Origin of the sequence: Pseudomonas chlororaphis (assembly GCA_001023535.1) — a bacterium.
GTDB classification, from domain to species: Bacteria; Pseudomonadota; Gammaproteobacteria; order Pseudomonadales; family Pseudomonadaceae; genus Aquipseudomonas; species Aquipseudomonas chlororaphis_E.
Genome location: CP011020.1, coordinates 1763916 through 1785660 on the forward strand (window position 1 = coordinate 1763916; position 21745 = coordinate 1785660).

Annotated in this window: 18 protein-coding genes and 4 tRNA genes; 12 read left to right on the top strand and 10 right to left on the bottom strand. The window is 61.8% G+C overall.

Annotated elements, in window-relative coordinates; all coding sequences use genetic code 11:
* Nucleotides 1–20 precede the first annotated feature (20 nt).
* From VM99_07535 to VM99_07550, 4 genes are all read left to right on the top strand, one after another.
* The gene (locus VM99_07535) at nucleotides 21–1958 is read left to right on the top strand and encodes an acetyl-CoA synthetase (protein ID AKJ97916.1); all 1938 of its coding nucleotides are present in this window, start codon (nucleotides 21–23) and stop codon (nucleotides 1956–1958) included.
* Nucleotides 1959–2148: 190 nt separating this feature from the next.
* Nucleotides 2149–3165, top strand: coding sequence for an SAM-dependent methyltransferase (locus tag VM99_07540; GenBank protein AKJ97917.1), 1017 nt, complete (start codon nucleotides 2149–2151; stop codon nucleotides 3163–3165).
* A 116-nt stretch (nucleotides 3166–3281) separates the two neighbouring features.
* Complete coding sequence (locus VM99_07545) at nucleotides 3282–6215, top strand: hypothetical protein (protein ID AKJ97918.1); 2934 nt, start codon at nucleotides 3282–3284, stop codon at nucleotides 6213–6215.
* A complete protein-coding gene (locus VM99_07550) occupies nucleotides 6215–6511 on the top strand; it encodes a hypothetical protein (GenBank protein ID AKJ97919.1) in 297 nt (98 codons plus the stop codon). The genes VM99_07545 and VM99_07550 overlap by 1 nt, the downstream gene beginning before the upstream one ends.
* Before the next feature lie 265 nt (nucleotides 6512–6776).
* On the opposite strand, the gene VM99_07555 is transcribed toward VM99_07550, so the two are convergent.
* Both VM99_07555 and VM99_07560 read right to left on the bottom strand, forming a co-directional pair.
* Nucleotides 6777–7130, bottom strand: a complete 354-nt coding sequence (locus tag VM99_07555; protein ID AKJ97920.1) for a phospholipid-binding protein — start codon at nucleotides 7128–7130, stop codon at nucleotides 6777–6779.
* Between the two features lie 264 nt (nucleotides 7131–7394).
* Complete coding sequence (locus VM99_07560; protein AKJ97921.1) at nucleotides 7395–7802, bottom strand: fimbrial protein; 408 nt, start codon at nucleotides 7800–7802, stop codon at nucleotides 7395–7397.
* Nucleotides 7803–8032: 230 nt separating this feature from the next.
* Here VM99_07560 and VM99_07565 point away from each other — a divergent pair, with 230 nt between their 5' ends.
* The 5 genes from VM99_07565 to VM99_07585 are packed head-to-tail and all read left to right on the top strand — an operon-like array spanning nucleotide 8033 to nucleotide 12663.
* A complete protein-coding gene (locus VM99_07565) occupies nucleotides 8033–9733 on the top strand; it encodes a general secretion pathway protein GspE (GenBank protein AKJ97922.1) in 1701 nt (566 codons plus the stop codon).
* A 2-nt stretch (nucleotides 9734–9735) separates the two neighbouring features.
* Entirely contained in the window at nucleotides 9736–10953 is a 1218-nt protein-coding gene (locus VM99_07570; protein AKJ97923.1) for a type II secretion system protein F, read from the top strand.
* A gap of 1 nt (nucleotide 10954) precedes the next feature.
* Nucleotides 10955–11824, top strand: coding sequence for a methyltransferase (locus tag VM99_07575; GenBank protein ID AKJ97924.1), 870 nt, complete (start codon nucleotides 10955–10957; stop codon nucleotides 11822–11824).
* A 12-nt stretch (nucleotides 11825–11836) separates the two neighbouring features.
* The gene (locus VM99_07580; GenBank protein AKJ97925.1) at nucleotides 11837–12460 is read left to right on the top strand and encodes a dephospho-CoA kinase; all 624 of its coding nucleotides are present in this window, start codon (nucleotides 11837–11839) and stop codon (nucleotides 12458–12460) included.
* A complete protein-coding gene (locus VM99_07585) occupies nucleotides 12457–12663 on the top strand; it encodes a DNA gyrase inhibitor (GenBank protein AKJ97926.1) in 207 nt (68 codons plus the stop codon). Before VM99_07580 ends, VM99_07585 begins: the two co-directional genes overlap by 4 nt.
* Here the strand turns inward: VM99_07585 and VM99_07590 are convergent.
* Complete coding sequence (locus tag VM99_07590; GenBank protein ID AKJ97927.1) at nucleotides 12660–12875, bottom strand: 4-hydroxy-3-methylbut-2-enyl diphosphate reductase; 216 nt, start codon at nucleotides 12873–12875, stop codon at nucleotides 12660–12662. The two genes, VM99_07585 and VM99_07590, sit on opposite strands and share 4 nt — an antisense overlap.
* A gap of 63 nt (nucleotides 12876–12938) precedes the next feature.
* Nucleotides 12939–13625, bottom strand: coding sequence for a membrane protein (locus tag VM99_07595; GenBank protein AKJ97928.1), 687 nt, complete (start codon nucleotides 13623–13625; stop codon nucleotides 12939–12941).
* A 167-nt stretch (nucleotides 13626–13792) separates the two neighbouring features.
* Between VM99_07595 and VM99_07600 the strand changes: the two genes are divergently transcribed.
* From VM99_07600 to VM99_07610, 3 genes are all read left to right on the top strand, one after another.
* Complete coding sequence (locus VM99_07600) at nucleotides 13793–14419, top strand: hypothetical protein (GenBank protein ID AKJ97929.1); 627 nt, start codon at nucleotides 13793–13795, stop codon at nucleotides 14417–14419.
* Between the two features lie 121 nt (nucleotides 14420–14540).
* Nucleotides 14541–14714, top strand: coding sequence for a 50s ribosomal protein l13 (locus VM99_07605; protein AKJ97930.1), 174 nt, complete (start codon nucleotides 14541–14543; stop codon nucleotides 14712–14714).
* Between the two features lie 102 nt (nucleotides 14715–14816).
* The gene (locus tag VM99_07610; protein ID AKJ97931.1) at nucleotides 14817–16118 is read left to right on the top strand and encodes an NADH dehydrogenase; all 1302 of its coding nucleotides are present in this window, start codon (nucleotides 14817–14819) and stop codon (nucleotides 16116–16118) included.
* A gap of 145 nt (nucleotides 16119–16263) precedes the next feature.
* Here VM99_07610 and VM99_07615 read toward each other — a convergent pair whose 3' ends face one another.
* The 6 genes from VM99_07615 to VM99_07640 all read right to left on the bottom strand — a co-directional run bounded on the left by VM99_07615 (nucleotide 16264) and on the right by VM99_07640 (nucleotide 21481).
* Entirely contained in the window at nucleotides 16264–17889 is a 1626-nt protein-coding gene (locus VM99_07615) for a chemotaxis protein (protein ID AKJ97932.1), read from the bottom strand.
* A 199-nt stretch (nucleotides 17890–18088) separates the two neighbouring features.
* Nucleotides 18089–18165, bottom strand: a tRNA-Pro gene (locus VM99_07620).
* Between the two features lie 94 nt (nucleotides 18166–18259).
* A tRNA-Lys gene (locus VM99_07625) sits at nucleotides 18260–18335 on the bottom strand.
* A gap of 5 nt (nucleotides 18336–18340) precedes the next feature.
* Nucleotides 18341–18417 (bottom strand) — tRNA-Pro (locus VM99_07630).
* Nucleotides 18418–18424: 7 nt separating this feature from the next.
* Nucleotides 18425–18500 (bottom strand) — tRNA-Asn (locus tag VM99_07635).
* 416 nt (nucleotides 18501–18916) lie between these two features.
* A complete protein-coding gene (locus VM99_07640) occupies nucleotides 18917–21481 on the bottom strand; it encodes a protein disaggregation chaperone (protein ID AKJ97933.1) in 2565 nt (854 codons plus the stop codon).
* Nucleotides 21482–21745 lie beyond the last annotated feature (264 nt).

Here is a 21745-nt window from a genome sequence, read left to right on the forward strand (position 1 = left end):
AACAAGAATAAGGATCCGTCATGTTCGAGATCAGCCAGTACCCCCAAGCCGACACCGTCCGCCGGGCTGCGCAATTGAGTCAGGACGAGTACCAGCGGCTCTACAAGGAATCCATCGAACACCCCAGCGCCTTCTGGGCCGGGCAGGCCACGCGCTTTCTCGACTGGATGGCACCCTGGCAAACCGTCCAGCGCTATGACCTCAAGAACGGCGACGCGACCTGGTTCGCCGGCGGCAAGTTGAACGTCAGCGCCAACTGCATCGACCGTCACCTGGACACCCGTGGCGACCAGGTCGCGATCATCTGGGAAGGCGACAACCCCGCCGAATCGGCGCAAATCACCTACAAAAAACTTCATCACCATGTCTGCCGCCTGGCCAACGTGCTGAAAAGTCGTGGAGTGAAAAAAGGCGATCGGGTCTGCATCTACATGCCGATGATTCCGGAAGCGGCCTACGCCATGCTCGCCTGCACCCGCATCGGTGCGGTGCACTCGGTGGTGTTCGGCGGCTTCTCGCCGGACTCGCTGCGCGATCGGATTCTCGACGCCGATTGCCGCACCGTGATCACCGCGGACGAAGGCGTGCGCGGCGGGCGCTTCATACCGCTCAAGCGCAACGTCGACAAGGCCCTGGAAAGCTGCCCGAATGTCAGCACCGTGGTGGTGGTCGAGCGCACCCAGGGCGAGGTGAGCTGGGTCGAAGGCCGCGACCTGTGGTACCACCAGGCCATGCACGAGGCGAGCGACGACTGCCCGGCCGAGCCGATGGACGCCGAGGACCCGCTGTTCATCCTCTACACCTCCGGCAGCACCGGCAAACCCAAGGGTGTCCTGCACACCACCGGCGGCTACCTGCTGCAAGCGGCGATGACGTTCAAGTACGTGCTGGACTACCGCGACAACGAAGTCTTCTGGTGCACCGCCGATGTGGGCTGGGTCACCGGCCACAGCTACATCGTCTACGGACCGCTGGCCAACGGCGCCACCACGCTGATCTTCGAGGGCGTACCGAGCCATCCCAGCAGCTCACGCTTCTGGCAGGTGATCGACAAGCACCAGGTCAACATTTTCTACACCGCGCCGACGGCCCTGCGAGCGCTGATGCGCGAAGGCCCCGGTCCCCTGCAGGACACTTCTCGCCAGAGCCTGCGATTGCTCGGCAGCGTTGGTGAGCCGATCAACCCCGAAGCGTGGGAGTGGTATTTCAATGCGGTCGGCGAACAGCGCTGCCCGATTGTCGATACCTGGTGGCAGACCGAGACCGGCGGCATCATGCTCAGCCCGCTGGTCAGCGCCCCACGGCTCAAGCCGGGCTGCGCCACCCGGCCGATGTTCGGCGTACAGCCGGTGCTGCTGGACGAAGTGGGCAAGGAGATCAGCGGCGCCGGCAGCGGCGTGCTGGCCATCAAATCCAGTTGGCCCGGGCAGATCCGCAGCGTCTACGGTGACCATCAGCGCATGGTCGACACCTACTTCAAGCCTTACCCCGGCTATTACTTCACCGGGGATGGGGCCCGTCGCGATGAAGATGGCGATTACTGGATCACCGGGCGCATCGACGACGTGATCAACGTCTCCGGCCACCGCATCGGCACCGCCGAAGTGGAAAGCGCCCTGGTGCTGCACGACAGCATTGCCGAAGCGGCGGTGGTCGGCTATCCCCATGACCTCAAGGGCCAGGGCATCTATGCCTTCGTCACCCCGATGAACGGCGTCGAGGCCAACGAAGCGTTGCAGCAGGAGCTGCTGGCCCATGTCAGCAAGGAGATCGGCAGCTTCGCCAAGCCGGAACTGATCCAGTGGGCACCGGCGCTGCCCAAGACTCGCTCGGGCAAGATCATGCGACGCATCCTGCGCAAGATCGCCTGCAACGAGCTGGACAGCCTGGGCGACACCTCGACCCTGGCCGACCCGAGCGTGGTGGAAGGGCTGATCGACAAGCGCCTGAATCGCTGATATCACCGCAATCCCTGTGGCGAGGGAGCTTGCTCCCGCTGGGTTGCGTAGCAGCCCCAAAAAAAACAGGGCCGCTTCGCGCCCCAGCGGGAGCAAGCTCCCTCGCCACGGTCAGTGCTCGGCTGTGAACCGCATACACTGTCCATAGCTGCTAAACTCCCGCGCCTCATTTCTCTAAGGCGCGCATGGCATGTCTTCCTTGAATCAGGCGCTGCGCGCCGCCCTCGACCAGCGTCAGGACCTGCTCGGCCAGTTGCACCAGCAAGGCACCGACTGTTATCGCCTCTTCCACGGCAGCCAGGAAGGCGCACCCGGCCTGACCGTCGACCGCTACGGCCCGCAACTGTTGGTGCAGAGCTTCCACCAGTCGCTGGAGCGCGATGCCCTGCTGCAAGTGCACGGCATCGTCAACGAACACCTGGGCCTGGACACCCTGCTGGTCTACAACGACCGCTCGGGGGGCAACTCGCGCATTGATCGCCAGGACACGGTCTACCAGGCTGACGAAGCCGCCCTGCAAGACCTGGTCGGCCATGAGTGGGGCCTGAACTACCGCGTGCGCGGGCGCCATGCCGGGCAGGACCCGCTGCTGTTCCTCGACCTGCGCAACGCTCGGGGCTGGGTCAAGGCCCACAGCCGCGGCAAGAGCGTGCTGAACCTGTTCGCCTATACCTGTGGCGTCGGCCTGAGCGCGGCCGCCGGTGGGGCGCGGGACGTCTGCAACCTCGACTTCGCCGAAGGCAACCTGGCGGTCGGCCGTGAGAATGGCTTGCTCAACCCGACCTTGCCGGCCATGACGTTCGTGCAGTCGGACTACTTCCCGGCGATCCGTCAGTTGGCCGGCCTGCCCATCAGCCAGCGGCGCGGCCAGAAGCTGCCCAGTTATGTGCGCCTGGAACCGCGCCAGTACGATCTGGTGCTGCTCGACCCGCCGGCCTGGGCCAAGAGCGCGTTCGGCACCGTCGACCTGCTGCGCGACTACCAGAGCCTGCTCAAACCGGCGCTGCTGACCACCGCCGACGACGGCGTGCTGATCTGCTGCAACAACCTGGCGAAGGTGCCCATGGACGACTGGCGCGAGCAGGTGCTGCGCTGCGCGCAAAAGGCTGGCCGCCCGGTTCGGGAGTGGAGCGTACTGACGCCCGGCAGCGATTTCCCTTCGATGGACCATCAGCCGCCGCTCAAGACGTTGATCCTGCAGCTTTGAATCCGGCGCAATCCTACTGCAGAAGCGGACAAGTCTCATAAATCACAGTGGTTTCGGAACCGCAAACGCATGCCATACTCCAAGGCACTCCGAATTCACATCAGATGAAGCCGCACATGCCCAAAGGATTGCTCCGCGCTCTCGGCGCCCTGTTGACCGCACTGGCCCTCTACAGCCTGTTGGGTTTCCTGATCCTGCCCGGTGTCGCCTTGCGGATCGCCAATCAGCAGTTGGCCGAACACGCCACGGTGCCCGCCAGGATCCAGCGGGTCGAGCTCAATCCGTTCAGCCTCGAAGTGACCCTCTGGGGCCTGAGCATCGGGGAACCGGGCAAGGAGCAGATTGGTTTCGAACGGTTGTACGCCAACCTGCAGGTCGACAGCCTGTGGTCAGGCGCCCTGCACCTGGCCGACATCGAGCTGGACAAACCCAAGACCGAGGTGGTGTTCGCCAAGGATGGCCAGTTGAACCTGCTGGGCCTGTTCAAGCTGCCGGCCAGCGAGCCGACCCCGGCCGACCCCGAGGCCAAGCCATTTCCACTGCGTGTGGACCGGATCAAGCTGGCCAGCGGCTACGTGCACTTCCAGGACTTGCGCCCCAGCGAGCCGATCGAGTTTCTCTACGACGCCCTCGATTTCGAGCTGAATAACCTCAGCACCCTGCCCGACGACAGCGCCGACATGACCCTGGTGGCCGTCGGCCCTGGCGGCGGACGTGTCGACTGGACCGGTAACTTCAGCCTTACGCCCATCGCGTCCGAAGGTAAACTCAAGATCACCGACGGCCAGATGAAAGCCTTCTGGCCCTACGTCCGCGACGCCGTACCGCTGGTGCTGGAGAACGGCGTGCTGAACGTCAGCACCGACTACACACTCAACCTGGCCAAGGGCACCGAGCTGCGCCTGGACAATGTCGCCGCCAGCGTCGCGCCCTTCGCCATCAAGGCGCCCGATGGCCGGCCATTGGCCAGGCTCGAACGCCTGGACGTCAGCGAAACCACGGTCGACCTGGCCAAGCAACAAGTGGTGGTGGGCAAGATCCGCAGCCAGAAACTCGAGACCTGGGCCGCTCGCGAGGCGGACGGGCAGCTCGACTGGCAGAAGCTCTTCGCCAGCCAGCCGGCCAAGCCACAGGCCAAGGCCGAACCCGCTTCAGCCCCGGCCGCCGCCGACTCACCGAAACCTGAACCCGCCGCCCCCAGCAAACCCTGGCAGGTGTTGTTGAAAGACGTGCAACTGCGCAATTACCAGGTGCACCTGGCCGACCGCCAGGCGCAACCTGCCGTGGCACTGGAAGTCGGCCCGCTGAACCTGGACCTGCAGAACTACGACATGCTCAACGGTTCGCCCTTTACCCTCAAGCTGGACACCGGGCTGGGCAAACAGGGCAAGATCCTCGCCGACGGCGAGGTGAACCTGAACCCGATCAGCGCCCGGCTCAAGGTCAAGACCCAGGACATCGACCTGCGAGTCGCCCAGTCGTACATCAACCCGTTCATTCGCCTGGAACTGCGCTCCGGGATGCTCGGCAGCGACCTGGCGGTAGACCTCAAGAGCACCGAGCCGCTGGCCTTTGCAGTGACCGGCCGTGCCCAGGTCGATCAATTGCACACCCTCGACACCCTCAAGACCCGGGACTTCCTCAAGTGGCAGAGCCTGGTCCTCGAAGGCCTCGACTACCAGCACGGTGACCGCCTCTCCATCGACAAGGTCAACCTGTTCCAGCCTTATGCCCGCTTCATGATCAACGACGACCGCACCACCAACGTCGATGACCTGTTGATCCCGCAACCGGCCGAGGGCGCGCCGAAAACCGCGGCGGCCAAACCGGCCTCGGCGGAAAAACCCCTGGGCATTCACATCGGTGGCATCGCCATCAACGACGGCTCGGCCAACTTCGCCGACTTCAGCCTGACGCCGAATTTCGCCACGGCCATCCAACAGCTCAACGGCCAGATCGGCACCATCGACAGCCGCGAGGCCAAGCCGGCCAGCGTCGACGTCAAGGGTAAGGTCGACCGCTATGCGCCGGTCACCATCAAGGGGGCAGTCAACCCCTTCGACCCGATGGCCAGCCTCGACATCGCCACCAGTTTCAAACGGGTCGAGCTGACCACCCTGACCCCCTATTCCGGCAAGTTCGCCGGCTACCGTATCCGCAAGGGCCGACTCAACCTGGACCTGCATTACCGGATCACCAAGGGTCAGCTCCAGGCTGAAAACAAAGTGGTGGTCGAGCAATTGCAACTGGGGGAAAAAGTCGACAGCCCGGACGCCGTGAGCCTGCCATTGAAGCTGGCCATCGCACTACTGAAGGACTCCGAAGGCAAGATCTCCATCGAACTGCCGGTGACCGGCAACCTCAACGACCCGCAATTCAGCGTCATGCCGATTGTCTGGCAGACCTTGCGCAACCTGGTGGTCCGCGCGGCGCAGGCGCCGTTCAAGCTCATCGGCGGGCTGGTGTCCGGTGGCGGTTCGGAGGACCTCGGCAGCGTGGCATTCGCCCCAGGTTCAAGCGACTTGAGCAAAGAAAGCGAGGGCGTGCTGCTCAAACTTTCCGAAGCCTTGGGCAAGCGCCCGGAACTGCGCCTGGAGATCGAAGGCACGGCGGCCGAAAGCAGCGACGGCCCGCTGCTCGCCGCCCAGCGCCTGGAACGTGAATACCAGTACAACTACTACAAGATGCTGCAGCGGCGCGGCGACAAGGTGCCGGCCCAGGCCTCGCTGTTGCAGGTGCCCGAAGATGAAAAGGCACCGTTGCTCGAAGGCATCTATCGCACCCGCCTCAAGACCCAGCCGCCGGCCGAATGGGCGCAGCTGGACAAAAAAGCGCGCACCGACAAGCTGCGCGAAAGCGTGATCAAGTTCTGGAGCGGCAGTGATGTGTTGCTGCGCCAACTGGGGCAAGAGCGGGCCGGTAGCATCAAGGACTTTTTGGTGGACAAAGGGCGCCTGGCCGACGACCGCGTCTACTTCATCGACGCCAGCCTCGGCCAGGCCGAGAGCGACGGACGCGTCATTACCCCCATGCACCTGGATGCCGAATGATGAAGTGTTTGTACCTGCTCGGGCTGGGCGCATGGCTGGCCGCCGGCACGGCATCGGCAGCCGATACGCTGCGTTGCGGCAGCCAGTTGATCAGCGTCGGCGACCGCTCCAGCGAAGTGCTGCAAAAGTGTGGCGAGCCTGCGGCGCGGGACGACCTGGGCTACAAGCGCAGCGTCAATCGCCGGGAAGAATACCCGGTTGAGGAATGGACCTACGGCCCCAACAGCGGCATGTACCAGTACCTGCGTTTTGAGGGAAACCGGTTGGTGCAGATCACCGGCAAGCGCGGGCGCTGAAAGGGCGCCCTCTTCGCGAGCAAGCTCGCTCCCACAGGGATCGTGCAGGCCACCCCATGTGGGAGCGGGCCTGCTCGCGAATACCCACCACCCCCGCTCACGCCAGTTTTCCACCCCTGAATAGAACAGGCCCCCGGCACGTATGCCGGGGGCCTGTAATGGCCACGTCCGTGTGGCCTTCGCATGAACTTCAAAAGCAACGGCAGGCGTATGACTCAGCCCGCTTGCCGCGCCTTCTCCCGGTCCAGGCGAGAACTCGTCAGCCTTACTCGGCTTTCAGGCCATCAGCTGAGACGGCTTTGACGCCTTTGATTTTCTTGGCAATGGCCACGGCCATGTCTTTTTGCGAATCAGTCACGGCCACGGTGGAGGACAGCGACACAACACCTTTGTTGGTTTCAACTTTGATGTCGGAGCCTGGAATACCTTTTTCGGTCAGCAGGTCAGCCTTGACCTTGGTGGTGATCCAGGTGTCGGAAGTGGTTTCCTTCGCCTTGGTCACTTCGCCAGCAGCCAGCATCATTGGAGCCTGAGTTGCTTGAGTGGTCTCGGCGAATGCGCTAGCCATGGTCAGGGTCAGAGCGGTTGCAGCAGCGGCAGTGATAGCGAACTTCTTCATACGAGTAACTCCTGTTTTTCTCAGAAACTGCCGGATTTGCATCCAGCAGGGTTACCAGGAGTAGTGCGAAGGCTGTGCCAGTTTTGATAAATCAATTAATTCCTTATAAATCAAATAGTTAAGCGAAGCGGCAAAATTCATAATCATGCAAATTGCATGAGCCTCCCATTTTCAACATGCAACTTGCCGATTCTGCCTCGCCGCTAAGCTGATGAATCAAAGAAGGCTTTAAACGGCGAGGGAGTGCCCCATCGCCGCGCAGTATCAGGTACCAGGGCAAGCGGTCGGCAGGTATTCCTTGGGTGCGGTGGATGCGCATGTCCAGGCGCCATTGACATCACGGCTAAGCGTGATCGTTTTACCTGCTATGGCGGCAGGGGCGTTCTGGAGGGTACAAATGATAGAGCCTGCCGTCGTGGCTGTACCTGTTAGCGAGATGGCGCAATTATTGGTTGTGGACGGGGCGTTCATGAGGGCCAACGTTGGCGTAACCCCCTGATTCATCTGATCCTCGTACGCTACCTTCAGCGCGGATATTTCCCCCAGTCCGGCGGTAGCCTTCGCTCGCGCCTGGTACCTGGAATACTGCGGCAACGCAAACGTCGCCAGGATGCCGATGATCGCCACGACGATCAGCAGTTCGATCAGGGTAAAACCTTTTTGCTTGCTCATAGACTTCTCCATCGCATGAGGCGGAATCTCATGTCCTGAGGCGGCTATTGCACGGCACATGCCAACCCTCAAGACGCCACTGACAAAGGACTTCGCCGGCCAGAAGCCTTGCGTCCTACCCCAACAACCGCACTATCTGACACTTTTTGTCACCCCGCCTCGCTGGTTTGGCGTCGATGCTTGACTAGGCTATAAGTCATGAACTGTCCGCGTCTGGTATCCCCATGCCCATGAATGACATCGCACTCAGCGGCTTGACCAAGCAACTGGTGTTGGCTGAACTGATCACCGAGCAGAATGCCCAGCAGGCGTACCAGCAGGCCCAGCGCAATCGCATGCCCCTGGTCAGCTACCTGGTACAGAACAAACTGGTCCAGAGTCGTCAGGTTGCGGAAATTGCCTCGGAGCATTTCGGCGTCGCCCTGCTGGATCTCAACAGCCTCGACAAGGAGAACCAGCCCGCCGGCCTGGTCAGCGAAAAACTGGTCCGCCAACACCACGCCCTGCCGCTCTGGCGACGTGGCAACAAGTTGTTCGTGGGCATCTCCGATCCAACCAACCACCAGGCCATCAATGACATTCAGTTCAGCACCGGCCTGACCACCGAAGCCATCCTGGTGGAGGACGACAAACTCAGCGACGCCATCGAGAAGTTCTTCGAGTCCAGCAGCACCGGCCTGGAGGGCATGGGTGATGTCGACCTCGACGGCCTGGACATCGAGTCGGACGACGATCGCAAGCAGGACACCCTTGCCGGCCAGGACGCCGACGACGCGCCGGTGGTGCGGTTCGTCAACAAGATGTTGCTGGACGCGATCAAGGGCGGTTCCTCCGACCTGCACTTCGAGCCGTATGAAAAATCCTACCGGGTGCGGGTGCGCACCGACGGCATGCTACGTGAAGTGGCCAAGCCGCCCACCCAACTGGCCGGCCGTATCGCCGCACGGCTGAAGGTCATGGCCAGCCTGGACATTTCCGAGCGCCGCAAGCCCCAGGACGGACGCCTGAAAATGCGCCTGTCGAAAAACAAGTCGATCGATTTCCGGGTCAACACCCTGCCCACGCTCTGGGGCGAAAAAGTGGTCATCCGGATCCTCGACCCTTCCAGCGCGCAAATGGGCATCGACGCCCTGGGCTACGAGCCCGACCAGAAAGCGCTGTACATGGCGGCGCTCAAGCAACCCCAGGGGCTGATCCTGGTCACCGGGCCCACCGGCTCGGGCAAGACCGTATCGCTCTACACCGGGCTGAACATTCTCAACACCGTGGACATCAACATTTCCACCGCCGAGGATCCGGTGGAGATCAACATGGAAGGCATCAACCAGGTCAACGTGAACCCGCGCCAGGGGCTGGATTTCGCCCAGGCCCTGCGCTCGTTCCTGCGCCAGGACCCGGACGTGATCATGGTCGGCGAGATCCGCGACCTGGAAACCGCCGAGATCGCCATCAAGGCCGCCCAGACCGGTCACCTGGTGCTCTCCACGCTGCACACCAACAGCGCGGCGGAAACCCTGATCCGCTTGCAGAACATGGGCATCCCCGGCTTCAACATCGCCACCGCCGTGCACTTGATCATCGCCCAGCGGCTGGCGCGCAAGTTGTGCAACCACTGCAAGAAAGCCCTCGAGATTCCCGACGAAACCCTGCTCAAGGAAGGCTTCCCCCGGGAACGCATCGGCTCATTCACGATCTATGAGCCGGTCGGTTGCCAGCAGTGCAACAGTGGCTACAAAGGGCGCGTGGGGGTCTACGAAGTGGTCAGGAATACCCCTCAGTTGCAACGCCTGATCATGGCCGAAGGCAACTCGTTGGAAATCGACCTGCAAATGCGCAAGGACGGTTTCAATGACCTGCGCACCTCGGGGCTGCTCAAAGTGATGCAGGGCGTCACCAGCCTCGAAGAAATCAACCGCGTCACCAAGGATTGAACATGGCGGTCAAGGCAGTCAAAACCGATGTTTACACCTGGGAAGGCAAGGACCGCAAAGGCACGAGGATGACCGGCGAGCTGACGGGGCAGAGCACCGCCCTGGTCAAGGCCCAGTTACGCAAGCAAGGCATCAACCCGCAGAAGGTGCGCAAGAAGACCTCTTCGATCTTCAGCAAGGGCAAGCGCATCAAGCCGTTGGACATCGCCCTCTTCACTCGCCAGATGGCCACGATGCTCAAGGCCGGCGTGCCGCTGTTGCAGGCGTTCGACATCATTGGCGAGGGCTTCGACAACCCCAACATGCGCAAGCTGGTGGACGAGGTGAAGCAGGAAGTCGCGGCCGGCAACAGCTTCGCCGCGGCACTGCGCAAATGCCCGCAGTATTTTGACGAGCTGTACTGCAACCTGGTGGATGCCGGCGAACAGGCCGGCGCCCTGGACACGCTGCTGGACCGGATCGCGACCTACAAGGAAAAGACCGAGGCGCTCAAGGCCAAGATCAAGAAGGCCATGACCTACCCGGCGGCCGTGGTGCTCGTCGCGGCCGTGGTCACCGGCATCCTGCTGGTCAAGGTGGTGCCCCAGTTCGAGTCGGTGTTCTCCGGCTTCGGCGCGCAATTGCCGGCCTTCACGCTAATGGTCATCGGCCTGTCGGAGTTCATGCAGCGCTATTGGTGGCTGATACTGGCCCTGTTGGTCGGCCTGTTCTTTGGTGTGAAGTACGCCCTCAAGCGCTCCGCGGCGCTGCGTGACTGGCGCGATAAATGGATGCTGAAGCTGCCGCTGATCGGCACGCTGATGTACAAGACCGCCGTGGCCCGCTACGCCCGCACGCTGTCCACCACCTTCGCCGCGGGCGTCCCGTTGGTGGAGGCCCTGGATTCGGTTTCCGGCGCCACCGGCAACGTGGTGTTCAAGCAAGCGGTGCAACGCATCAAGCAGGACGTCTCGACCGGCATGCAATTGAATTTCTCCATGCGCGCTTCCGGCATCTTCCCGAACCTGGCGATCCAGATGACGGCCATCGGCGAAGAGTCCGGCGCGCTGGATGACATGCTCGACAAGGTGGCAAGCTTTTACGAAGCCGAAGTGGACAATCTGGTGGACAACCTCACCAGCCTGATGGAACCCTTCATCATGGTGATCCTGGGGTTGGTCGTCGGTGGCCTGGTGGTTGCCATGTACCTGCCCATCTTTCAACTCGGCTCTGCGATCTGACATGCCCCTGAGCGAATTCTTCGTGCTTTATCCCCTGGCCTTCGTGCTCACTGCGTTGCTGCTCGGGCTGATCGTCGGCAGCTTCCTCAACGTACTGGTGTGGCGTCTGCCGAAGATGCTCAGCCGCGAATGGCGCGTGCAGGCCCACGACCTGCTGGGCCTGCCGGCCGAAGCCCCCGGCCCGGTCTACAACCTGATGCTGCCCCACTCCCAGTGCCCCCACTGTGGCCATCGCATCCGGGCCTGGGAAAACATCCCGCTGCTCAGCTACCTGATGCTGCGCGGCCGCTGTTCGAGTTGCTCCGCTCCCATTGGCCGGCGTTACCCGTTGACGGAACTGGCCTGCGGTGTGCTGTCGGCGTTCGTCGCCTGGCATTTGGGCTTCGGCTGGCAAGCCGCAGGGGTGATGGTGTTGACCTGGGGTCTCCTGGCCATGAGCCTGATCGACGCCGAACACCAACTGCTCCCCGATACCCTGGTCCTGCCGCTGTTATGGCTGGGCCTGATCGTCAACAGCTTCGGCCTGTTCGCCTCTTTGAACCAGGCCATGTGGGGAGCGGTGGCGGGCTATCTGGCCTTGTGGTCGGTGTATTGGGTGTTCAAGTTGCTCACGGGCAAGGAAGGCATGGGCTACGGTGACTTCAAGCTGTTGGCGATGCTAGGCGCCTGGGGTGGCTGGCAGATCCTGCCACTGACCTTGTTGCTGTCGTCGCTGGTGGGGGCTGTGATCGGGGTCATCGTGCTGCGCCTGCGCAACGCCCCGGGGTCGACGCAGATCCCCTTTGGCCCTTTTCTGGCCATTGCCGGCTGGATTGCATTGCTCTGGGGTGGTCAAATAACCGACTTCTATTGGCAGGCTGTCGGTTTCTAATGTCGATTCACTATGAATAACCTCAAGGAAAAACCCTGGATTCTCGGCCTGACCGGTGGCATTGGCAGCGGCAAGAGCGCGGCGGCCCAGCACTTCATCGACCTGGGCGTGCATGTCATCGACGCCGATCACGCGGCGCGCTGGGTGGTCGAACCCGGCCGCCCGGCGCTGGCCCGAATCGCCGAACACTTCGGCCCAGGCGTGTTGCAGGCCGACGGCACCCTGGATCGAGCGGCGCTGCGCAAGTTGATCTTCGAAAATGCCGATGAACGCCGCTGGCTCGAGGCGCTGTTGCATCCGTTGATCGCCGATGAAATCGCCCATCATCTGGCACAGGCACAATCGCCCTACGCGATTCTGGTATCGCCGTTGTTGATCGAATCGGGACAATACGCCATGACCCGGCGCATCCTGGTGATCGACGCCCCGGAACAGTTGCAGGTCGAACGCACGCTGCAGCGTGACCAGACCAGCGAACAGCAGGTCCAGGCGATCCTCAAGGCCCAATCCAGCCGCCAGGACCGCCTGAGCCATGCCGACGACGTGGTGGTCAACGACCGCGACCTCGCCTGGTTGCACAGCGAGGTCGAGCGGCTGCACCACTTTTACCTTACTTTGCGTGGAGGCCAGTCATGAGCCAAACCCCAACCGTTGATTGCCCAACCTGCGGCGCACCCGTCGAATGGAGCCCGCAGAGCACGTTCCGGCCGTTCTGCTCCGATCGCTGCAAACTGATCGACCTGGGCGCATGGGCGTCCGAGGAACACAAGATCCCGGTCAGCCCGGAGGCCGAGGATGAGCTGTTCAGCGAGGACTTCAACCCCCGCTCCCATCATTAAGGCCGCATGAAACCGTAGTCCTGTTGATCGTCGAGGTTTTCCGCGAGGAAGCTCAACTCATCGGCCAGGTCCTCGGCGCTGCGCACTGTCTTGCTCTGTTGCACGATTGCACTGAGCAAGGCACGCAGGCTCAAGCCCGGGTCGAAACCAATCTCCATCGCGGCATCGTGGCTACGCCTGATCTCTTGTCTCGCCCACTCATAAACACTCATTGCTGTGCTCCTGGAAGTTTTCCAGAGCATGAGCGGCGCCTGCCTGCACGGCCTTGATATGCATCAAGATTTGTCTTCATCCTTCCAGGGTGCCGACAGGTAGCGCGTGCGGTTGAAGGTCTCCAGCCATTCGGGGCTGAACACCACCAGCGCACTGACCACCATGCCGTTGATGAACGCCTCGGGAAAGATGATCAGCCAGAGGTAACCGATGAAGTCTTCCAGCCAGTAAGGCATGGCGAATACGCCGTCGTACCACAGCAGCGCGAGCCCCAGCAGCAGGCACAGCAACGCCGACAGCGCCGCGGCGAGAAAGCCCGAGCAGAAGATGTAGACGAACAGGTTGCGCGGCTGGGCGCGCTCCACCAGGATCGCGCAACACTCGGTGACCAGCACCGGCAAGAGGATCAGCAGCGCACCGTTGACGCCCATCGCCGCCATGTCCTGACGCCCCAGCAGCACCAGTGCAGACTGGGCAAAGAGGCCGCCGAGGATTGCCAGCGGCCAGTCCAGCAACAGCGTCACGGCGGTCATGCCGATGAAGTGATACGACACGCCCGTGTCGAAATCCCGGCGCACCAGCCACAGCATGAACAGCGCCAGCACCGTGCCGAACAACAGGTGCTGGCGCCGACTGTCGGTGAACAGTTCCACCCACGGCGCACGCCAAACGGCGCAAGCCAGCACCGGGACATACATCAGCCACCCCACCGCCAGGGTCTGCGGTGAGAGCAGTTCGGCACCGATCATCGCGTTACACCTTTCATGTCCTGTGGCCGGGGCACTGGCGGCACCGGGCTGCGCAGCCGTCCCCTCGCCAGCGTCATTTCCAGTCGGCAGTCTACACCTCCCCAAGGACCGCCATTAATCAACGCAACGCTTTCAGCTTGTCGCAATTGAACGCTAAGCTTGGGCCCATGGATGATTCCGATTATTTACGCCTGCTGACCATTGCGGCCGAGCAGGCCAACGCCTTTCTTTCCAATGCCCGCAAATGGGAGCGTGAGCGTTGGGTTTGCCAACGCCTGCTGCAAGGCCTGAACGTGCCCTATCGCGCCGACGAATTCGCCCCCGCTGGCGAGCCGCCGGACGTGCTGTTTCGCGATGCCAATTTCGAAGTGTTCTTCGTGCTCGACGAGGGCCGGCGCCTCAATGACGAGTGGCGCGACGAGCTGCAACGGCGCCGCAGCGCCTTTTCCCTGAGCCAATTGGTGCGCCGCGAAGCCAAGCCCCGGCGTATCCCCGCCAACGAGTTCCTGCTCAGACTGGCGCCCACCTTGCGCAAGAAAGCCCACAACTACACCGAGCGCGGCATGGACCTGGGCGAGCTGGACATCATTGCCTTCGCCAGCCTCAAGCGCGAAGTGCTGGACCTCAACAGTCATTTTCCGCCGCCCACCGAGTACCTGCGCCAGGGGTGGCGCTCGCTGTCGCTGGTGGGGCCCACGTTTGCCCGGGTGCTGTTCGCCCATCCCGATGCGCCGGATTTCCTGCGGGGCAACCTGGGTCGCAGCATCGTCTTCGACGTCGGGATCAGCCTGTGAGCCCGCGCCAGGCAGACCGTCGTACACACTCATCTGACGAGCGGCTACGCTGCATTGAATGCCGGATCGCCGGACGCTGTAACGCCAGCCCATTTCGCAACGTCTACCTGACGAGGCCTTTATGACCAGCCGCCTGAACCCAGATGACCAGAAGCATGTCGAAGAGTACCTGCAACTGTCCCAGCACCGAGTCGAGCGCCGGCCTTTCCGGCCGTGGATGCTCCTGGTGGTGGTATTGGCCGTGACCATCGGCCTGGGCCTGTTGAGCCGCTTGATCAGTTACCTGACGCTATGAGCAGGTGTCGTGCCTCATTTCAAGGAACAGTGTTTGTGAGGCACGACAGCACACTCGCGAGGGTAACGGCACCGATTTCCTTTAGCCTTGCGAGATATCCCCATGACTCATCGTATTGTCATTGTTGGCGGCGGCGCCGGCGGTCTGGAGTTGGCTACCCGTCTGGGTAAGACTCTGGGCAAGCGCGGCACCGCCAGTGTGATGCTGGTCGACGCCAACCTGACCCACATCTGGAAACCCCTGCTGCACGAAGTGGCCGCCGGCTCCCTGAACTCCTCCGAAGACGAACTCAACTACGTCGCCCAAGCCAAATGGAACCACTTCGAGTTCCAATTGGGGCGCATGAGCGGACTGGATCGTGAGCAGAAGAAGATCCAACTGGCAGCCACCTACGACGAGGCGGGCGTGGAGTTGTTGCCGGCCCGGGAGCTGGGCTACGACACCCTGGTGATCGCCGTCGGCAGCACCACCAACGATTTCGGCACCGAAGGCGCAGCGCAGCACTGTCTGTTCCTCGACACCCGCAAGCAGGCCGAGCGCTTCCACCAACAACTGCTCAATCACTACCTGCGCGCCCACGCCGCCGACCAGGCCGATGCAGCGCAGCGTATCAGCGTCGCCATCGTCGGCGCCGGTGCCACCGGTGTCGAACTGGCGGCCGAGCTGCACAACGCCGCCCATGAGCTGGCGGCCTACGGCCTGGACCGGATCAAGCCGGAAAACATGCACATCACCCTGATCGAAGCCGGGCCACGGGTCTTGCCAGCCCTGCCCGAACGTATCGGCGGCCCGGTGCACAAGACCCTGGAGAAACTCGGGGTGAATGTGATGACCAATGCCGCCGTCAGCCAGGTGACCGCCGACAGTCTGATCACCGGCGACGGCAAGGTGATCGATGCGAGCCTGAAGGTGTGGGCCGCCGGGATCCGCGCACCGGCTTTTCTCAAGGACATCGATGGCCTGGAGACCAACCGGATCAACCAGCTGCAAGTGCTGCCGACCCTGCAGACCACCCGCGACGAGAACATCTTTGCCTTCGGCGACTGCGCCGCCTGCCCTCAACCGGGCAGCGACCGCAACGTGCCGCCCCGCGCCCAGGCGGCGCACCAGCAGGCATCGCTGTTGGCAAAATCGCTGAAGTTGAAAATCGAAGGCAAGCCGATGCCCCATTACAAATACACCGACTACGGCTCGCTGATCTCGCTGTCGCGGTTCTCGGCGGTGGGTAACCTGATGGGCAACCTCACCGGCAGCGTGATGCTCGAGGGTTGGCTGGCGCGGATGTTCTACGTGTCGCTGTACCGCATGCACCAGATGGCGCTGTATGGCACGTTCCGCACGGCGATGCTGATGCTGGGCAGCAAGATCGGCCGCGGAACCGAGCCACGGCTCAAGTTGCACTGAAGAGAGTCGTTGCCTGAAACACCGCCTTCGCGAGCAAGCCCGCTCCCACAGGAGATCGAGTACCTGATGTGTACGCGGTCAACTGTGGGAGCGGGCTTGCTCGCGAAGACGGCAGTGCAATCGATGCAGATCTACAGCCCTGCACTCAAACCTGAAACCGCTGCACCATCGTGCGCAACGAATTGGCCAACTGCGACAGTTCATGGCTGGACGCACTGGTCTGGTCCGCCCCCGTGGCCGAACGTACGGACAGGTCCCGGATATTCACCAGGTTGCGATCAACCTCACGGGCCACTTGCGCCTGCTCCTCGGCGGCGCTGGCGATGACCAGGTTGCGTTCGTGGATTTCGCTGACCGACGTCGTGATGGTCTGTAGCGCTTCTCCCGCGCGCTCCGCCATCGCCAGGGTGCTGGCGGCGCGACTGGAGCTGGCCTGCATGGAACCCAGCGCCTGGCTGGCACCGCTGCGCATGCCCTGGACCATCTGCTCGATTTCCTGGGTCGATTGCTGCGTGCGATATGCCAGCGCCCGGACTTCGTCGGCCACCACCGCAAAACCGCGACCGCTTTCCCCGGCCCGGGCCGCCTCGATGGCCGCGTTGAGGGCCAGCAGGTTGGTCTGCTCGGCAATGGCCCGGATCACATCCAGCACCTTGCCGATATCCTGCGACTGGTTGGCCAAGGACTGCACCAGGTCACCCGTGACCTGCACATCGCTGGCGAGGGCGCCAATGGCGTCCACCGTGTCACTGACCCGCTGCTGTCCGAGGGAAGCCGACTCACTGGACTGACGCGTGGCATCGGAGGTGGACACGGCGTTGCGGGCAACCTCCTCCACGGCGGTGGTCATTTCGGTGACCGCGGTGGCCGCCTGTTCGATTTCGTTGTTCTGCTGTTGCAGGCTCTGGGTGCTGTCGAGGGTCACCGCGTTCAGCTCATCGGCGGCGGTGGCCAATTGCGTCGCCGAACCGCTGATGCTCTGCAGCGTTTCACGCAGGTTCAACTGCATGGTCGCCAACGCCTTGAGCAAGCGGCTCACTTCGTCGTTGCCGTGGGTCTCGATGGGCCGGGTCAGGTCACCTTGGGCGACATGCTCCGCCGCGCTCAGCGCCTCGCCCAGGGGTTTGACGATACTGCGGGTGAGCAACATCGCCAGGATCACCGTGGCCAGGGCCGCGAGCACGATGAACAGGCTGACGATCATGCGGGAGTTGGCGTAGTGCTCCTGGGATTTCTGGCTCTCGAGGGACACCTGCTGGGAGAACAACTGCGCCAGGTCGTTGAGCTGTTTGCCGGAACCGTCCACCACGGTCTTCATGTCCACCAGCAACAACTTGATCAGGTCCTCGCGCCGACCCTGCTCCGCCAGGGTAAAGGACTGGGCGATACCGGCGCGGTAAGCGGCGAAGGTCTGCTTGAACTGGTCATAGAGCGCCTTGCCTTCAGGGGTGACGACGAGCTTGTCATACGTGGCGATTTTTTCGCTCAGTTCCTTGTCACGGGTGTCCATTTGCCCGCGATACACCGAAATGTTCTTCGGGTCTTCGTCCAGCGCCATGCGCAGGGAAATCGTGCGGATGCGCAGCATCAGTTCGCGAATCTCGTCACCACCGCGAATGCTGGGCAACCACTGGGTTTCCACCGCGACTTCGCTGTCACGGATGCTCGACATCTGGCCCAGCGCAAACACCCCGAGCAACGCCACCAGCACGGCGATCAAGGCAAACCCCAAGGCGGCGCGGGGGGCAATATTCAGCTGACGAAGAAACATAACGGGGTGCCTTTTTTGTTATTGGCCTGAAATGGGGCGATCAGTCCAAGCCCCGGTTGGTGGGCAATGGGCCCGACGCTTTCGCGAGCAGGCTCGCTCCCACAGGCGTTATCGGCAGGTTGTATGACAACTTGACACCCCGGGCCTTTTTCGCAGGCAAAAAAAATCCCCGTACCTTTCGATACGGGGATTTTCAATATGGTCGGGGTAAGGGGATTCGAACTCCTGACATCCTGCTCCCAAAGCAGGCGCGCTACCGGACTGCGCTATACCCCGGTAAAAAAAAGGCGACCTCAACAAGTCGCCTTCCTCGATCAGTGCTTTTGGCCTCTGATCTTAAGATTCGATTCCAGCGAACTGGTCTCAAAAATGGTGGGTCGTGTGGGATTCGAACCTACGACCAATTGGTTAAAAGCCAACTGCTCTACCAACTGAGCTAACGACCCAAATATGGTCGGGGTAAGGGGATTCGAACTCCTGACATCCTGCTCCCAAAGCAGGCGCGCTACCGGACTGCGCTATACCCCGATTGAAATGGCTCCGTGACCAGGACTCGAACCTGGGACCCAATGATTAACAGTCATTTGCTCTACCGACTGAGCTATCACGGAACTGATATTTCAAGTTACAACGTTGAAGCTAGCTTCAACCTCTTCCACCCTGTTCGCATCGCTGCGTTCGTGTGTCTGAGGCGCGCTATTCTACAATCTTCAAAACCTCTGTCAACCCCTTAAATTGCTTTCAAGACAATGATTTGCAACTTATTTCGGATTCTTTCTCAGGGAGAAGTAACCCTTGGGGTGACGTACTGCGGGGCGCACTTTACAAGCCTTTTCCTTTGAGTTCAACGACCTGATGAAAAAAATGGTGCTTGGAAGCGAGCCATCCCATCAATCAGGAAAAACAACTCCAGCCGTGGCGAGGGAGCTTGCTCCCACTGGGTCGCATAGCGGCCCCTCAAAAAGCGAGGAGTGCCTCGCACTCCAGCGGGAGCAAACTCCCTCGCCACAAAGCCCAGACAATCGCCTCAATTGAAGACGATTTCGTCGTTCTGCACTGTACCGGTCACAGTTTCACCTGGCATGAAGCGGCCGGACAGGATCAACTGCGCCAACGGGTTTTCGATCCAGCGCTGGATCGCACGCTTGAGTGGCCGTGCGCCATAGACCGGGTCGTAACCCACCGCAATCAACTTGTCCAAGGCCTCGTCGCTCAATTGCAACTTCAACTCCCGCTCGGTGAGGCGGCTGCGCAGGCGACCCAGCTGGATCTCGGTGATGCCGGCGATCTGGTCACGGGCCAACGGCTCGAAAATCACCACCTCGTCGACCCGGTTGATGAACTCAGGTCGGAAGTGGGTGGAAATCGCATCCATCACTGCCGCACGTTGTGCCTCGCGGTCACCTACCAATTCCTGGATCTGCGCCGAGCCCAGGTTGGAGGTCATCACGATCACGGTGTTACGGAAGTCCACCGTGCGCCCGTGGCTGTCGGTCAGGCGCCCGTCCTCCAGCACTTGCAAAAGGATGTTGAACACATCCGGATGCGCCTTCTCGACCTCGTCCAATAGGATCACCGAGTAAGGCTTGCGCCGTACCGCTTCGGTCAGGTAACCGCCTTCCTCATAGCCGACGTATCCCGGTGGGGCACCGATCAGCCGCGCCACGGAATGTTTCTCCATGAACTCGGACATATCGATGCGCACCATCGCCTCTTCGGTGTCGAAGAGAAACTCGGCCAGCGCCTTGCACAGCTCGGTCTTACCAACACCGGTCGGGCCGAGGAACATGAACGAGCCACTCGGCCGGTTCGGGTCCGACAACCCGGCACGGGACCGACGCACGGCGTTGGCCACCGCCACCACCGCCTCTTCCTGGCCGATCACACGCTGGTGCAACAGGCTTTCCATCTTCAGCAGCTTGTCGCGCTCGCCTTCGAGCATTTTCGACACCGGGATACCGGTCCACTTGGAGACCACTTCGGCGATTTCTTCCTCAGTGACCTTGCTGCGCAGCAACTGGTTTTCGCTCTTGCCGTGCTGGTCGACCATCTGCAGGCTGCGCTCCAGGTCCGGGATCACCCCGTACTGCAGCTCGGCCATGCGGTTAAGGTCGCCCTTGCGACGGGCCGCCTCCAGTTCCTGGCGGGATTGCTCGATCTTTTGCTGGATCTGCGCCGAACCCTGGACTTCGGCTTTCTCCGAGTTCCAGATTTCCTCGAGATCGGAATACTCGCGCTCATGGCGAACGATTTCGTCCTGCAACCTTTCCAGCCGCTTCTTCGCCGCTTCGTCGCTTTCTTTCTTCAGGGCCTGGGATTCGACCTTGAGTTGAATCAGGCGCCGCTCCAGGCGATCCAGCACTTCGGGCTTGGAATCGATTTCCATGCGGATGCGGCTGGCGGCCTCGTCGATCAGGTCGATGGCCTTGTCCGGCAATTGACGATCGGTGATGTAGCGGTGGCTGAGCTTGGCCGCCGCGATGATCGCGCCATCGGTGATCGCCACCTTGTGGTGAACCTCGTACCGCTCCTTGAGGCCACGCAGGATGGCGATGGTGTCTTCTTCGCTCGGCTCCTCCACCAGCACTTTCTGGAAACGCCGTTCGAGGGCCGCGTCCTTCTCTATGTATTGGCGGTATTCATTGAGCGTGGTCGCGCCGACGCAGTGCAGCTCGCCACGGGCCAGTGCCGGCTTGAGCATGTTGCCCGCATCCATCGAGCCCTCGCCCTTGCCGGCGCCGACCATGGTGTGCAACTCGTCGATGAACAGGATGATCTGGCCTTCCTGTTTGGACAGTTCATTGAGCAGCGCCTTGAGCCGCTCTTCGAACTCGCCACGGTATTTGGCGCCGGCGATCAGCGCCCCCATGTCCAGGGACAGCAGACGCTTGCCCTTGAGGCCATCGGGCACTTCGCCATTGATGATGCGCTGGGCCAGGCCCTCGGCGATGGCGGTCTTGCCCACGCCGGGCTCACCGATCAGCACCGGGTTGTTCTTGGTACGGCGTTGCAGCACCTGCACCGTGCGACGGATTTCATCGTCGCGCCCGATCACCGGGTCGAGCTTGCCTTCCTCGGCACGCTTGGTCAGGTCGACGGTGTATTTGTCCAGCGCCTGGCGGGACTCCTCGTGGTTGGCGTCATTGACTGCTTCGCCGCCACGCAGGTTGTTGATGGCGTTTTCCAGGGCTTTCTTGCTCACGCCCTGGCCGAGCAGCAATTTGCCCAGTTTGCTGTTCTCGTCCATGGCGGCGAGCAGCACCAGTTCGCTGGAAATGAACTGGTCGCCCTTCTGCTGGGCCAGGCGATCGGCCTGGTTGAGCAGCCGGGCCAAATCCTGGGACATGTTCACGTCACCGGTCGGATTCTGGATCTTGGGCAGTTGGTCGAGCTCCTTGGCCAACTCCTTGCGCAGGCTGTTGACGTCAAAGCCCACCTGCATCAGCAGGGGCTTGATGGAGCCGCCTTGCTGTTCGAGCATGGCTTGCATCAAGTGCGCCGGTTCGATACCGGGATGGTCCAGGCCGACGGCCAGGGACTGGGCATCGGACAGGGCCAATTGTAATTTGCTGGTTAAACGATCAATTCGCATGGGTCACCTTCCTTTTGAGCAGGCCGGACCGAAAAACATCCTGAATGAAGAAACCTGCCAGATACCGCTATAGATGTGGACGATTCTGGAAGATTCAAGCGGGCTTCATTGACACAGATCAGTCAGATGGCAGCCCCTTCCAAGCCTTTGTGGGCGCGAGCCTGCTCGCGAAGAAGGCGGCTTGTCAGCCAATTAAAGGTTAGCTGACCCGTCGCCGTCGCGGGCAGGCTCGTCCCCACAAAGGGATCTGCTACAAGGAAGCAG